General features: G+C 63.2%; 8 protein-coding genes and 1 tRNA gene. All 9 read left to right on the top strand.

From position 1 onward, the window contains the following. The first annotated feature begins 7 nt into the window (after positions 1 to 7). A complete protein-coding gene (locus ACSS7Z_RS03455) occupies positions 8 to 1,690 on the top strand; it encodes an ABC transporter substrate-binding protein (protein ID WP_438253086.1) in 1,683 nt (560 codons plus the stop codon). Between the two features lie 69 nt (positions 1,691 to 1,759). Continuing rightward, complete coding sequence (locus ACSS7Z_RS03460) at positions 1,760 to 2,764, top strand: ABC transporter permease (protein WP_438253087.1); 1,005 nt, start codon at positions 1,760 to 1,762, stop codon at positions 2,762 to 2,764. After that, on the top strand, positions 2,761 to 3,711 hold the full coding sequence (locus ACSS7Z_RS03465) for an ABC transporter permease (protein WP_438253088.1): 951 nt from the start codon (positions 2,761 to 2,763) through the stop codon (positions 3,709 to 3,711). The genes ACSS7Z_RS03460 and ACSS7Z_RS03465 overlap by 4 nt, the downstream gene beginning before the upstream one ends. 22 nt (positions 3,712 to 3,733) lie before the next feature. After that, positions 3,734 to 5,404, top strand: coding sequence for an ABC transporter ATP-binding protein (locus ACSS7Z_RS03470; protein WP_438253089.1), 1,671 nt, complete (start codon positions 3,734 to 3,736; stop codon positions 5,402 to 5,404). A gap of 202 nt (positions 5,405 to 5,606) precedes the next feature. Beyond that, positions 5,607 to 9,107 carry a DNA-directed RNA polymerase subunit beta gene (gene rpoB / locus ACSS7Z_RS03475; protein WP_438253090.1) on the top strand — a complete coding sequence of 1,167 codons (3,501 nt, stop codon included), beginning with the start codon at positions 5,607 to 5,609 and terminating at the stop codon, positions 9,105 to 9,107. Between the two features lie 53 nt (positions 9,108 to 9,160). Further along, a complete protein-coding gene (gene rpoC / locus ACSS7Z_RS03480; protein WP_438253091.1) occupies positions 9,161 to 13,036 on the top strand; it encodes a DNA-directed RNA polymerase subunit beta' in 3,876 nt (1,291 codons plus the stop codon). A 287-nt stretch (positions 13,037 to 13,323) separates the two neighbouring features. Next, positions 13,324 to 14,244 (top strand): carbohydrate kinase family protein, encoded by a 921-nt coding sequence (locus ACSS7Z_RS03485; RefSeq protein WP_438253093.1) that lies wholly within the window; start codon positions 13,324 to 13,326, stop codon positions 14,242 to 14,244. Between the two features lie 87 nt (positions 14,245 to 14,331). After that, positions 14,332 to 14,416 (top strand) — tRNA-Tyr (locus ACSS7Z_RS03490). Positions 14,417 to 14,543: 127 nt separating this feature from the next. Further along, positions 14,544 to 15,422 carry a bile acid:sodium symporter family protein gene (locus tag ACSS7Z_RS03495; protein ID WP_438253094.1) on the top strand — a complete coding sequence of 293 codons (879 nt, stop codon included), beginning with the start codon at positions 14,544 to 14,546 and terminating at the stop codon, positions 15,420 to 15,422.

Consider the following 15,422-nt stretch of genomic DNA (forward strand, 5'->3'; position numbering starts at 1 on the left):
ACCCAGCATGAACCACTCATCCATGCGTCGACGAGGCCTCATCGCCGTCACCGGCACCGCGATCGCAGCCATGCTGCTCGCGGGTTGTGTCGCCAGCGAGAGAGAAGCCGACACCGAGGACTCCGGTGAGAGCACGAGCGACATCGACGGCACATTCGTGTTCGCCGCGTCTTCGGACCCCGTGGCTCTCGACCCGGCTTTCGCCCAGGACGGCGAGACGTTCCGCGTCTCACGTCAGATTTTCGAGGGCCTGATCGGTACCGAGCCCGGAACCGCAGACCCCGCGCCTCTGCTCGCGGAGAAGTGGGACTCCAGCGAAGACGGCATGAGCCACACCTTCACATTGAAGGAAGGGCTGACCTTCCACGACGACACCCCATTCAACGCCGAGGCCGTCTGCTCCAACTTCGATCGCTGGTACAACTGGACGGGCCTTGCCGCGTCCGAGGCCTTCGGGTACTACTACTACAAGCTGTTCCAGGGCTTCGCGTCGAACCCGGAACAGGCTGTCTACAAGTCATGCACCCCGGACGGCGACTACTCCGTCACGGTCGAGCTGAACAAGCCGTTCGCCGGCTTCATCCCCGCTCTGTCACTGCCGGCATTCTCGATGCAGAGCCCCTCCGCGATGGCGGAGTTCGGCGCAGACGAGGTCGGCGGCTCCGCCGAGGCTCCGCAGATGTCCGAGTACGGCATGGCGCACCCGGTCGGAACCGGCCCCTTCCAGTTCGATGAGTGGGCTCCGGGCGAGCAGGTCACGCTCACGGCCTATGACGGTTACTGGGGTGAACAGGGCCAGATCGACGAGATCATCTTCCGTACGATCGATGACCCGACAGCCCGCCGCCAGGCGCTGGAGTCCGGGGCGATCGACGGTTACGACCTCGTTGGCCCGGCAGACACACAGGCGCTGGAGGAGGACGGATTCCAGATGGTCTCCCGTCCGCCGTTCACGATCCTCTACCTGGCGTTCAACCAGGCGATCCCCGAGCTGCAGGACCCCACTGTTCGTGAGGCGCTGTCGTTCGCGATCGACAAGGATGCCCTGATCACTCAGGTTCTTCCCGAGGGAACACAGAAGGCGATCGAGTTCATGCCTCCGGTCGTCAACGGCTACAACGAAGACGTCACCACCTACGACTTCGACCCCGAGAAGGCCAAGGAGCTTCTCGCGGAGGCCGGCTACACCGAGGCCAATCCGCTGAAGCTGGACTTCAACTACCCGGTCAACGTCTCGCGCCCGTACATGCCGGACCCCGAGCAGATCTTCACCGTGCTCTCGACACAGCTGGCGGCCGTCGGCGTGGAGACCACTCCCGTATCCGAAGAGTGGGGCGAGTACCTCGACCGCACGACCGGCACCGCAGACCACGGCATCCACCTGCTCGGCTGGACGGGTGACTACAACGACACCGACAACTTCGTCGGAGTCTTCTTCGGCCAGCAGAGCTCCGAGTGGGGCTTCGACAACCCTGACCTCTTCCAGAAGCTCGCCGAGGCGCGCGGCATCGCGAACCTGGAAGAGCAGAGCGCGCTGTACGAGCAGATCAACGAGGATGTCGCGCAGTTCATCCCCGGCGTCCCGCTCGCGCACCCGGCACCCACCCTGGCCTTCGACCCGCGGGTCGAAAGCTACCCTGCCAGCCCGGTGAATGACGAGGTCTTCACGGACATCGTCCTCACCAAGTAAGGATTCACGCGTGGTGGTACCCGGTGCGAACCGGGTGCCACCACGCACCTGAAAAGCTGGGAGTACTTTTTGCTGCGCACCATCGGCAGGCGACTGCTGTTTCTCATTCCGACTCTGCTGGGCCTGAGCATTCTGCTGTTCGCCTGGGTCAGAGCTCTTCCCGGCGGCCCGGCGGTCGCACTTCTCGGAGAGAAGGCGACGCCAGAAGCCGTCGCCCGAATCAACGAACTCTATGGTTTCAACAAGCCGCTGATCGAGCAGTACTTCATCTGGATCGGTCGGCTGCTGCAGGGCGATTTCGGCACTTCTATTCAGACCAACCGTCCGGTGCTGGAAGAGTTCCTCCGCCGCTTCCCCGCGACGATTGAACTGTCGATCACCGCTCTGATCTTCGCGGTCGGCGTCGGCATTCCGCTGGGATACTGGGCGGCGCGACGACACGGCAAGTTCAGCGATCACGCTGCTGTTGTGCTGAGCCTGGTCGGCATCACCATTCCGGTGTTCTTCCTGGCCTTCATCTTGAAATACATCTTCGCCGTTCAGCTGGGCTGGTTGCCCTCGGACGGGCGCCAGAACCCGCGAATAGATGCCACTCATCCCACCGGCTTCTACGTGTGGGACGGCATCATCACCGGCGAATTCGATGCGTCGTGGGATGCGTTCCTGCATCTGGTCCTGCCCGCACTCGCACTGGGCACCATCCCGTTGGCGATCATCGTCCGCATCACCCGCGCGAGCGTGCTCGAGGTGCAGAACGCCGACTATGTGCGCACCGGACGCGCAAAGGGTGTGTCCGCATCGACGCTGCGCGGACGCTTCATCCTCCGCAACTCCATGCTGCCGGTGATCACAACGATCGGTCTGCAGACGGGATTGCTGATCTCGGGGGCGGTGCTGACCGAGACGGTGTTCGCCTTCCCCGGCATCGGCTCGTTCCTGGCGCGGGCCATCTTCACCCGTGACTTCCCCGTGCTGCAGGGCTTCATCATCTTCATCGCCATCGCCTACGCGCTGATTAACCTCGCGGTGGACGTCTCCTATAGCTTCATCGACCCGAGAGTGAGGGTGCAATGAGCGTTCCGCTTCCACCAGCACAGGGCGGCGAGGTCATCGACACCGTTGCCATCGCACAGTCCGAACTCAAAGACAGCACCGGCGGCTTCTGGCGTGATGTCTTCCGCCGGCTGCGGCACAATCCGACCGCATGGATCGGCGCGGCCATCGTGCTCATCTTCCTGCTCATCGCGGCTCTCGCTCCGTTGCTGGCGCCGTATCCGGAGACCGCTCTTCCCGGTGCGAAGTTCATCACGCCGACGAATATTCCGGGTCCGGGTGAGCTCCCGGAATTCCCTCTCGGATTGGACCGATTCGGCGGCGACGTGCTGTCGAAGCTCATCTGGGGTGCGCAGGCATCGTTGATGGTCGGCGTCATCTCCACCGCCATCGGGTTGGTGGGCGGCATGATCCTCGGCCTTATCGCCGGAACCTTCGGCGGCTGGGTGGACACGGTCATCATGCGCATCGTCGACATCATCCTGTCGGTGCCGAACCTGCTGCTGGCGGTTTCCATCGCGGCGATCCTGGGACAGACGCCATCTGCGGTCATGATCGCCATCGGTGCCTCACAGGTGCCGATCTTCGCTCGGCTCCTGCGCGCATCGATGCTGCAGCAGCGCTCAAGCGACTACGTGCTCTCCGCGCAGACACTGGGCCTCGGCCGCGGACGAATCACCATGTCGCACGTGTTGCCGAATGCGATCGGCCCCGTCATCGTGCAGGCAACACTCACCCTGGCGACGGCCGTGATCGATGCGGCAGCGCTGTCGTTCCTCGGCCTCGGCGGCGGGCGTCCGGAGACGGCGGAATGGGGGCGGATGCTGACCTACGCACAGAGTGAACTGGCGATTGCGCCGTGGCTGGCGTTCTTCCCGGGTATCTGTATTGCCGTCACAGCTCTGGGCTTCACCCTCTTCGGTGAGGCGCTGCGCGAATCCATGGACCCGAGAACGAGAGCACGCTGATATGTCGATGAAGCAGCAGAGCATGACCGCCCCCCTCCTCTCTGTTGAGGATCTCGCCGTGGATTTCAATACCGTCGACGGCGTCGTGCACGCGGTCGAGGGCGTGAGCCTGGAGATCTCCGCGGGCGAGACAGTCGCGATCGTGGGGGAGTCCGGCTCCGGCAAATCCACCACGGCCATGGCGATCATCGGGCTGTTGGCCGGTGGCGGACGCATCGCCGCCGGCAGCGTCCGGTTAGACGGAGCGGAGATCTCGAAAGCATCCGAGTCCGAGCTGCAGAAGATTCGCGGGCGCGACATCGGGCTCGTTCCGCAGGACCCGATGTCGAACCTAAACCCGGTCGCCAAGATCGGAACGCAGGTCGCCGAGACGCTGCTCGCGCACGGTCTTGCCACCCGGCAGAACGTGTCTGCGAAGGTCGTCGAGGCGCTGGAAGCCGCGGGGCTTCCGGATGCTGAGAAGCGGGCGAAGCAGTACCCCCATGAGTTCTCCGGCGGCATGCGCCAGCGTGCACTGATCGCGATCGGATTGGCGTGCAATCCGCGCCTGTTGATCGCGGACGAACCCACGAGTGCGCTGGATGTCACCGTGCAGCAGACGATTCTCGATCAGATCGGTGCAATGACGCGCGAGCTCGGCACCGCGGTGCTGCTGATCACGCACGATCTCGGCCTGGCGGCGGAGCGGGCAGAGCGCGTGATCGTGATGCACCGCGGCAAGGTTGTGGAGCAGGGCGCGGCGAAGCAGATCCTGGAAGCCCCACAGCATCCGTACACGCAGTCCCTCGTCGCGGCGGCACCGTCGGTCGCGGTGGCGCGCCTGCAGCCGGCGGCATTTACTGCGGCATCCGACAAGACCCGGTCGGTGAGTGAGCGGAGCGAGGCGAAACGTGCCTCCGTCGCATCCGACAACATCGTCGAGATCAAGAACCTCACCAAGGTGTACCCGGTGCGCGGTCGCGGCGAGGACTTCGTCGCCGTCGACGATGTCTCCCTGGCGATTCCTCGGGGCGAGACGGTCGCGATCGTGGGGGAGTCGGGGTCGGGCAAGACCACGACAGCGCGGATGCTGTTGAAGGTGATCGAGCCGACCAGCGGCCTGATCACGTTCGAGGGCAAAGACATCTCCGCGCTCAGCCGTGCGGAGACGCGCGACTTCCGGCAGCGCGTGCAGACGATCTTCCAGGATCCGTATTCGAGCCTGAACCCGATGTTCACGATCGAGCGTCTGATCGCTGAACCGCTGGAGTTCTACCGGCGCGGCAATAGCGCCGATCGGCGTAAACGGGTGCGACAGTTGCTGGATGATGTGGCGCTGCCGCAGTCGATGCTGCGCCGGTACCCGGCAGAGCTCTCCGGCGGTCAGCGTCAGCGCGTAGCAATCGCTCGGGCGCTGGCTTTGTCGCCGGAGCTGATCGTCTGCGATGAGCCGGTCTCGGCGCTGGATGTGCTCGTGCAGGATCAGATCCTGACGCTGCTGGGCGACCTGCAACGTGAGTACGGGCTGAGCTATCTGTTCATCTCGCACGATCTGGCCGTCGTGCGGTTGATCAGCGACTACGTATGCGTGATGAAGGACGGCGCACTCGTCGAGGCGGCCACCAGTGAGGAGATCTTCACGAACCCTCGAGACCCGTACACACGGCGGTTGCTGGCATCCATTCCCGGCAACGAACTCAACATCGCCTCCTGACGAACGGATGCCAATACCGCAGCATCCGGAATTGGTCAAGGATTCCGCTTGCCATGTCGCGAAATCCGACGTATAGTTGATCTTTGCGCCTCGGTTCTCCCTGCCCTCATATGGTGGTCGGCAGTTGTTGAGCATACGAACGCGCACTCACCTGACGACAAAGGAATCGAGAAGCCCTGCGGGGCTCACGGAGGTTATTCCCTTGGCTGCTGCTCGCAACGCATCCACATCCACCACCAACAAGAACGGGCGCGGCGTCTCGCGGCTCTCGTTCGCCAAGATCTCCGACACGCTGGAGGTTCCTGACCTTCTCGCGTTGCAGACCGAGTCGTTTGATTGGCTCGTCGGCAACGAAGCGTGGAAGACCCGTCTCGCCGAAGGCAAGAAGGCCGGCCGTACGGACCTCAATGAGTTCAGTGGTCTGGAGGAGATCTTCGAGGAGATCTCCCCGATCGAAGACCTCAGCGAGACCATGCAGCTGAGCTTCACGAACCCGTACCTGGAGCCGGAGAAGTACTCGATCGACGAGTGCAAGGAGCGTGGCAAGACCTACGCTGCTCCGCTGTACGTCGAAGCCGAGTTCATGAACCACCAGACCGGTGAGATCAAGACTCAGACCGTCTTCATGGGTGATTTCCCCCTGCAGACCGGCAAGGGCACGTTCATCATCAACGGCACCGAGCGTGTCGTCGTGTCGCAGCTGGTGCGCTCCCCGGGTGTCTACTTCGACAAGTCCCCGGACAAGACCTCTGACAAGGACATCGTCTCCGCTCGCGTCATCCCGAGCCGTGGTGCATGGCTCGAGTTCGAGATCGACAAGCGCGACCAGGTCGGCGTGCGCATCGACCGCAAGCGCAAGCAGTCCGTCACCGTGTTCCTGAAGGCCCTCGGCATGACCAGCGAAGAGATTCTCGCTGAGTTCAGTGGCTTCCCCTCGATCGAGGAGACGCTGGCCAAGGACACCATCCTCACCAAGGAAGACGCGCTTCGCGACATCTACCGCAAGCTCCGTCCGGGCGAGCAGGTTGCCGCTGAGGCCGCCCGTGCGCTGCTGGATAACTTCTACTTCAACTCGAAGCGCTACGACCTCGCGAAGGTCGGTCGCTACAAGATCAACCAGAAGCTGGGCCTGAACCAGCCGCTGGGCTCCTCGGTGCTGACGGTCGAAGACATCGTCGCGACCATCAAGTACCTCGTGCGTCTGCACCGTGGCGATGAGACCTTCACCGGCCTCCGCGGCGGCAAGAAGGCCGAGATCCGTATGGCGACGGACGACATCGACAACTTCGGCAACCGTCGCATCCGCGCCGTTGGCGAGCTCATCCAGAACCAGGTTCGCACCGGTCTGTCCCGTATGGAGCGCGTCGTTCGCGAGCGCATGACCACACAGGACATCGAAGCGATCACGCCGCAGACCCTGATCAACGTGCGTCCTGTCGTCGCCGCGATCAAGGAGTTCTTCGGAACGTCGCAGCTGTCGCAGTTCATGGATCAGAACAACCCGCTCGCGGGTCTGACCCACAAGCGCCGCCTCTCGGCCCTCGGCCCCGGTGGTCTCTCACGTGACCGCGCAGGCGTCGAGGTGCGTGACGTTCACCCGTCGCACTACGGCCGCATGTGCCCCATCGAGACCCCTGAAGGCCCGAACATCGGTCTGATCGGTTCGCTGGCAACCTTCGCGCGCATCAACGCCTTCGGTTTCATCGAGACCCCGTACCGCCGCGTCGTCGACAGCAAGGCGACCGACCAGATCGACTACCTCACGGCAGCCGAAGAGGTTGACTTCAACATTGCTCAGGCCAACGCGCCGCTGGGCAAGGATGGCGCCTTCCTCGACAGCCACGTGCTTGCTCGTCCTAAGGGCGGTAGCGGTGAGGTCGACATGTTCGAGCCCGCCGAGATCGGCTACATGGACGTGTCGCCGCGTCAGATGGTGTCGGTTGCAACCTCGCTCGTGCCGTTCCTTGAACACGATGACGCACAGCGCGCGCTCATGGGCGCGAACATGCAGCGTCAGGCTGTGCCGCTGCTGCGCAGCGACTCGCCGCTGGTCGGAACCGGTATGGAAGGCTACGCAGCCATCGACGCCGGTGATGTCATCTCGGCTGAGAAGGCCGGAGTCGTCACCGAGGTCTCCGCAGACCGCGTTGTCGTTCAGCTCGACGAGGGTGGAACGCAGGAGTACTACCTGCGCAAGTTCGACCGCTCGAACCAGGGCACGTCCTACAACCAGAAGGTCGTCGTCTCCGCAGGCGAGCGGGTCGAGGTCGGCGAGATCATCGCTGATGGTCCCGCCACCCAGAACGGTGAGCTCGCGCTCGGCAAGAACCTGCTCGTCGCGTTCATGCCGTGGGAAGGCTACAACTTCGAGGATGCGATCATCCTCAGCCAGGACCTGGTGAAGGACGACACCCTCTCCTCGATTCACATCGAAGAGTACGAGGTTGACTCCCGCGACACGAAGCTCGGCAAGGAGGAGATCACCCGTGACCTCCCCAACGTCAGCCCCGAGTTGCTGAAGGACCTCGACGAGCGCGGCATCATCCGCATCGGCGCCGAGGTTCGCCCCGGTGACATCCTCGTCGGCAAGGTCACGCCGAAGGGCGAGACCGAGCTGAGCGCTGAGGAGCGTCTGCTCCGTGCGATCTTCAACGAGAAGAGCCGTGAAGTTCGCGACACTTCGCTGAAGGTTCCCCACGGTCAGCAGGGCACGATCATCGCTGTCAAGGAGTTCAACGCGGAAGATGGCGATGACGAGCTCGGCAGCGGCGTCAACCGCCGCGTCGTGGTCTACATCGCTCAGAAGCGCAAGATCACCGAGGGCGACAAGCTTGCTGGCCGTCACGGCAACAAGGGTGTCATCGCGAAGATCCTCCCGATCGAGGACATGCCGTTCCTTCCGGATGGCACCCCGGTCGACATCGTCCTGAACCCGCTGGGTATCCCGGGACGTATGAACTTCGGCCAGGTCATGGAGACCCACCTCGGATGGATCGCCAAGCAGGGATGGAAGGTCGAAGGTAACCCGGAGTGGGCATCAACGCTGCCCGAGGTCGCTTTCGAGGCCGCTCCTGGCACCAAGGTCGCCACCCCGGTGTTCGACGGCGCTGAAGAGCACGAGATTGCAGGTCTTCTCGACTCGACGCTGCCGACTCGCGATGGCCACCGCCTGATCGACTCGACCGGAAAGACGGTCCTGTTCGACGGTCGTTCTGGCGAGCCGTTCCCTGCGCCGGTCTCGGTGGGCTACATGTACATCTTGAAGCTCCACCACCTGGTGGACGACAAGATCCACGCCCGCTCGACCGGACCGTACTCCATGATCACCCAGCAGCCGCTCGGTGGTAAGGCACAGTTCGGTGGACAGCGCTTCGGTGAGATGGAAGTGTGGGCGCTTGAGGCCTACGGTGCGGCATACGCGCTCCAGGAGCTCCTCACGATCAAGTCTGATGACATCCTCGGCCGCGTGAAGGTCTACGAGGCGATCGTCAAGGGCGAGAACATCCAGGAGCCTGGCATCCCCGAGTCGTTCAAGGTGCTCATGAAGGAGATGCAGTCGCTCTGCCTGAACGTCGAGGTCCTCTCGGCGGACGGCACCGCGGTCAACCTCCGCGACACTGACGACGAGGCATTCCGCGCAGCGGAAGAGCTCGGTATCAACATCTCCAGCCGATTCGAGTCCGCCTCGATCGACGAGATCTGACGCTTCGACAGCGCCCGATTTCGCAGAAATTTTATTGAGACACAGGAGAACTAGTGCTCGAGTCAAACACCTTCGATGAGCTTCGCATCGGCCTGGCTACCGCTGACGACATCCGCGGATGGTCCTACGGTGAGGTCAAGAAGCCCGAAACCATCAACTACCGCACGCTCAAGCCCGAGAAGGACGGTCTGTTCGGCGAGCAGATCTTCGGACCTTCCCGCGACTGGGAATGCGCCTGCGGTAAGTACAAGCGTGTCCGCTTCAAGGGCATCGTGTGTGAGCGTTGCGGCGTAGAGGTCACCAAGAGCTCCGTCCGCCGTGAGCGCATGGGCCACATTGAGCTGGCCGCACCCGTCACCCACATCTGGTACTTCAAGGGCGTCCCCTCGCGCTTGGGCTACCTGCTGGACATGGCGCCGAAGGACCTCGAGAAGGTCATCTACTTCGCCGCCTACATGGTGATCTCGGTTGACGAGGATGCTCGTCACCGCGACCTCGCCACCCAGGAGAACAACGTCCGCCTCGAGCTGAAGACGCTGGGTGATCGTCGCGACGCGAAGATCGCCGAGCGCATGACGAAGCTGGAAGAGGATCTCGCAGCCCTGGAGGCTGAGGGTGCAAAGGCCGACGCCAAGAAGAAGGTCAAGGATGCCGCCGAGAAGGAGATGACTCTGCTGCGCAAGGGCGCAGACGAGGCCATCGCCAAGCTCGAGCGCGTGTGGGAAGACTTCCGCACACTCGAGGTCGGGGCTCTTCGTCCCGAGGACGACGTCTTCCACGAGCTGCAGGACCGCTTCGGTCAGTACTTCGAGGCCTACATGGGCGCCGAGTCGATCCAGCGTCGCCTGGCAGCTTTCGACCTGAAGACCGAATCGGAGAACCTGCACCTGCAGATCGCCGAGGGCAAGGGCCAGCGCAAGATCCGCGCGATCAAGCGCCTCAAGGTCGTCAACTCGTTCCTGGAGACCGGCATGAGCCCGGCAGCCATGGTTCTGGATGTCGTTCCGGTGATCCCGCCGGAGCTGCGCCCGATGGTGCAGCTCGATGGTGGCCGCTTCGCAACGAGCGACCTCAACGACCTCTACCGTCGTGTGATCAACCGCAACAACCGTCTTCGTCGTCTGATCGACCTCGGTGCCCCCGAGATCATCGTCAACAACGAGAAGCGCATGCTGCAGGAGGCCGTTGACGCGCTGTTCGACAACGGTCGCCGTGGTCGCCCCGTCACCGGTACCGGAAACCGTGCCCTGAAGTCCCTCAGCGACATGCTGAAGGGTAAGCAGGGTCGCTTCCGTCAGAACCTGCTCGGAAAGCGTGTTGACTACTCTGGCCGTTCGGTCATCGTCGTCGGCCCGCAGCTGCAGCTGCACCAGTGTGGCCTCCCCAAGCAGATGGCTCTCGAGCTGTTCAAGCCGTTCGTGATCAAGCGTCTGATCGACCTCGGTCACTCGCAGAACATCAAGGCTGCCAAGCGCGCTGTCGAGCGCACCCGTCCCGAGGTTTGGGACGTGCTCGAGGAGATCATCCGCGAGCGTCCGGTGCTGCTGAACCGTGCACCTACGCTGCACCGCCTGGGTATCCAGGCGTTCGAGCCGCAGCTCGTCGAGGGCAAGGCCATCCAGCTTCACCCGCTCGTGTGTGCAGCGTTCAACGCTGACTTCGACGGTGACCAGATGGCTGTTCACCTGCCGTTGTCGGTTGAGGCGCAGGCTGAGGCTCGCGTTCTGATGCTCGCATCGAACAACATCCTGAAGCCGTCGGACGGTCGTCCGGTCACGCTGCCTTCGCAGGACATGATCATCGGCCTTCACCACCTCACGGTGGTCAAGGACGGCGCCAAGGGTGAGGGTCGCGCATTCGGCTCGGTTTCCGAGGCGATCTTGGCTAAGGACGAGGGCACCCTCGACCTGCAGGCGAAGGTCCGCATCCGTATTCCGGGACTGACGTTCCTCGAGGGCGAAGCGCCCGAGGGATACGAGCGTCACCACCTGCTGGATGCCTCGCTCGGCCAGGCGATCTTCAACGCCACGCTCCCGAAGGGCTACCCGTTCGTCCGCGAACCTGCCGACAAGGGCAAGCTGTCGCAGATCGTCAACAAGCTCGCCGAGGAATACCCCAAGGTCGAGACGGCTGCGACGCTGGACCGCATCAAGGATGCCGGTTTCTACTGGGCAACGCGCTCCGGTGTGACCGTTGCTCTGAGCGACATCCTTACTCCTCCGAACAAGAAGGAGATCGTCGCCAAGCACGAGAAGCTGGCTGCGAAGGTTCAGTCCCAGTACGAGAAGGGTCTCACCACTGACACAGAGCGTCGTCAGGAGCTCATCAAGATCTGGACCGAGGCAACGGACGAGGTTCAGGTCGCGATGCGCGAGAACTTCCCCGAGGACAACACCATCAACCGCATGGTGTCCTCCGGTGCTCGTGGTAACTGGCTGCAGATCCGGAACATCGCCGGTATGCGTGGTCTGGTGAACAACCCGAAGGGTGAGATCATCCCTCGCCCGATCATCTCCTCGTACCGCGAGGGGCTGTCGGTTGCGGAGTACTTCATCGCGACGCACGGTACCCGTAAGGGTCTGGCTGACACCGCTCTGCGTACCGCCGACTCGGGTTACCTGACCCGTCGTCTGGTGGATGTCTCGCAGGACGTCATCATCCGCGAAGAGGACTGTGGCACGTCGAAGGGCCTTGAGCTCCCGATCGCCGCTCCGAACTCGCAGGGTGAGCTCGTGCGCGACGCGAACGTCGAGAACTCGGTGTTCGCTCGTACGCTGGCTGCCGATGTCGTGAACGAGTCGGGTGAGGTTCTCGCCTCGGCTGGTGACGACGTCGGAGACGTTCTGATCGACCGTCTCGTCGAGCTCGGTGTCGACACCATCAAGGTGCGCTCCGTGCTGACGTGCGACTCGGCCGTCGGTGTCTGCGCACAGTGCTACGGTCGCTCGCTGGCGACGGGTAAGACCGTCGACATCGGTGAGGCCGTCGGTATCATCGCCGCACAGTCGATCGGTGAGCCCGGTACCCAGCTGACGATGCGTACGTTCCACACTGGTGGTTCGGCATCGGCGGATGACATCACCCAGGGTCTGCCCCGCGTGCAAGAGCTCTTCGAAGCTCGTACCCCCAAGGGTGCATCGCCGATCGCTGAGGCCGATGGCCGCATCACGATCGACGAGAACGACAAGGGCAAGAAGGTCATCCTTACGCCCGACAACGGTGAAGAAGAGGTTGTCTACCCGGTGCTGAAGCGTGCAACGCTTCTCGTCGAAGACGGCCAGCACGTCACCGTCGGTCAGCCGATCCTGGTCGGCACGCTTGACCCCAAGGAGGTCATGCGTGTCATGGGTGCCCGCGAGGTGCAGCGTTACCTCGTCAACGGCGTTCAGGGTGTGTACCGCTCGCAGGGTGTGCCGATTCACGACAAGCACATCGAGGTCATCGTCCGCCAGATGCTCCGCAAGGTCACCGTCGTCGATCACGCCGACACGACTCTGCTGCCGGGTGAGATGGTCGACCTCAAGCGTTACCAGGCGATCAACCGCGAGACCGTGGCCGAGGGCAAGCGTCCGGCTTCTGGCCGTTCGGAGCTGATGGGTATCACGAAGGCGTCGCTTGCGACCGAATCGTGGCTGTCGGCTGCGTCGTTCCAGGAGACGACCCGCGTGCTCACCGAGGCTGCTCTGGCAGGCAAGCGCGACCCGCTGATCGGTCTCAAGGAGAACGTCATCATCGGTAAGCTCATCCCCGCCGGAACCGGTCTTGCGAAGTACCGCGACATCACTGTCGAGGCGACGGAAGAAGCCAAGAGCGAGCGCTACCCGAACCGGATCTTCGCATCCGACGGTGCGTACGCTGAGGGCGACTTCGGCTACGTCGACTTCGACGCGTTCTCAACGGACGACGTCACGCCCGGTACCTATAACTGAGCGATAGTCCATTGAGAAGGCCCCGGTTCCGACAGGAACCGGGGCCTTCTCCGTTCCGGGGCACCGCGACCCACCGCGCCCCCGCACCCCGTCCCCGGTCGCCCCCCATCCGGTCGCCCCCACCCCGTTCCGGTCGCACTTCGTGCTGCTAAAACCCCGTTTTGGCAGCGTCAAGTGCGACCGGAACGTATGTGGGGTGGTGCCTGGTGCGACCGGAACGCATGTGGGGCGGCGTCAAGTGCGACCGGAACGCATGTGGGCGGCGCCGAATGCGACAGAATGGCAGGATGCAGCAGAATTCCCCCAGTGCCGTGGTGATCGGTGACGCCCTGATCGACGAGATCCACGACGCCGGCGGCGTGCGCGAATTGGTCGGAGGTGCCGCGTTGAATGTCGCGGTCGGGCTCCGGCGTCTCGGCGTGCCGACGACGCTCATCGCGATGGTCGGTGATGACGAGGCAGGCGCTCACATTCGTGAGTACCTGAGTGATCACCAGGTGCAGCTGATCGAAAGCGTTGCCCCGCACGGCTCGTCGCGAGCAGTTGTGCAGCGCGACGCGAATGGTGAGCCGACCTATGTTTTCAACGAAGCAGCTCAGCGCCGCAGCATCCGTTATGGCGAAGAAGCGCGACAGGCTCTGCAGGCCGCAGATCTCGCTGTGATCAGCTGTTTTCCCTTTGATGTGCCCGGCGAGGTGGATGCTGTCGCTGACGCCCTTGCCGGCGTTCGCGTCGCGATCGACCCGAACCCGCGATCGGGCATGCTCAGCGACCGGGATGAGTTCGTCCGCGGGTTCGAGAGGCTCGTCGCCGGGGCCGCCATCGTCAAGGTCGGCGCAGACGATGCCGCGCTGCTGTACGACGGCGATCTAACGAAACTACGGGTGCGACTGCGCGCACTGGGTGCGGAGGCGGTGCTCGCGACCGCCGGATCAGATGGTGCCGTGCTGGAGTCAGATGCCGGTCTCCTTGAAGCGCCGATCGCGACCCTGCCCGGACCCATTGTCGATACCGTTGGCGCCGGGGATGCGACTCTTTCCGCCGTTGCGGAAGGCCTCGTCGGCGCGCGCCCGGAAGCGGCGGGGGAGTGGCAGAAGCTGTTGGACCGGGCGATGGATGTCGCCGCCGCAACATGCCGCGCCGAGGGTGGTCTGCTGCGCACGCCGGAGTCGTTGGATGCCGGTGATCGCGGAGTTCGGGGCAGCTGAGCTTTCGATTTCTTGCAGTCGCTTCTGGCGGGTATGCTTGATACTCGCGCCCCCGGTTGGCTGAACAGGCTGGACGGGTGTGCACCTGGCGAGTTACCCAAGCGGCCAAAGGGATCTGACTGTAAATCAGACTGCTACGCATTCACTGGTTCGAATCCAGTACTCGCCACCAAAACCCTGACTGAAGGCCTCGCGAAAGCGGGGCCTTCAGTCATTTCAGCTTCGGCGAGTACGGCCACCGGAAAATGGTCGACCCGGGATAGTGGCACCGAGGCTCGTTCTCGGCCACACTGAGGGTCATGGGATCAGCGTTGACCACCATCGGACTGCCGGTTGCACTCGGCATCATCATGCTCGGGCTCGGATTGAGCCTCACGCCAGCGGATTTCGCACGAGTGCTGAAACAGCCGAAGGCGGTGCTCGTCGCGTTAGTCTGTCAGCTCGTTGTGCTGCCGGTTGTCTGCTTCGGACTCGTGCTGCTGTTCCAGCTCCCGCCGGTGCTCGCCGTCGGCATGATGATGCTGGCGGCCTCGCCAGGAGGAACGACCGCAAACCTCTACAGTCATCTGTTCCGCGGCGATATCGCGTTGAACATCTCGCTGACCGCGGTGAACTCGGTGATCGCGGTGATCACCCTGCCACTGATCACGAACTTCGCGATCATGTACTTCAATCCGTTTGACGACCAGCTCGGGCTGCAGTGGTCGAAGGCGCTGGAAGTGTTCGCGATCGTACTGCTTCCCGTTGTGCTCGGTATGCTCGTTCGCCACTTCTGGCCGAAGTTCGCCGCCGGTATGGACAAACCCGTTCGCATTGCGAGCGTGATTATCCTCATCGTCGTGATCGGCGGAGCTGTGGCGTCCAATTGGCAACTCCTGGTGGATAACTTCGCTCGCCTCGCCCTGATCACCGTGCTGTTCTGCCTGATCAGCCTCGCCATCGGATTCTTCGTGCCGCGGGCGCTGAAGGTTGGGCGGCGCCAGGCGATCGCGACATCGTTCGAGATCGGCATCCACAACGCGACCCTCGCGATCGTGATCGCACAGACGGTGCTGGGATCGGTTGAGCTGAGTCTGCCCGCTGCCGTGTACGGCGTGCTCATGTTCTTCATCGCGTTCGGGTTCGGCTTCCTCATCCGCGGCCGTGATCGCGAGCCCCGCATTGCAACGGCTTCATAG

Source organism: Microbacterium wangyouchuni (assembly GCF_051546305.1).
GTDB lineage: Bacteria > Actinomycetota > Actinomycetes > Actinomycetales > Microbacteriaceae > Microbacterium.

Coding starts and splice junctions, on each gene's coding strand:
- ACSS7Z_RS03495 (WP_438253094.1), top strand. CDS start 14,544: ATGGGATCAGCGTTGACCACCATCGGACTGCCGGTTGCACTCGGCATC.
- ACSS7Z_RS03465 (WP_438253088.1), top strand. CDS start 2,761: ATGAGCGTTCCGCTTCCACCAGCACAGGGCGGCGAGGTCATCGACACC.
- ACSS7Z_RS03455 (WP_438253086.1), top strand. CDS start 8: ATGAACCACTCATCCATGCGTCGACGAGGCCTCATCGCCGTCACCGGC.
- ACSS7Z_RS03470 (WP_438253089.1), top strand. CDS start 3,734: ATGACCGCCCCCCTCCTCTCTGTTGAGGATCTCGCCGTGGATTTCAAT.
- ACSS7Z_RS03485 (WP_438253093.1), top strand. CDS start 13,324: ATGCAGCAGAATTCCCCCAGTGCCGTGGTGATCGGTGACGCCCTGATC.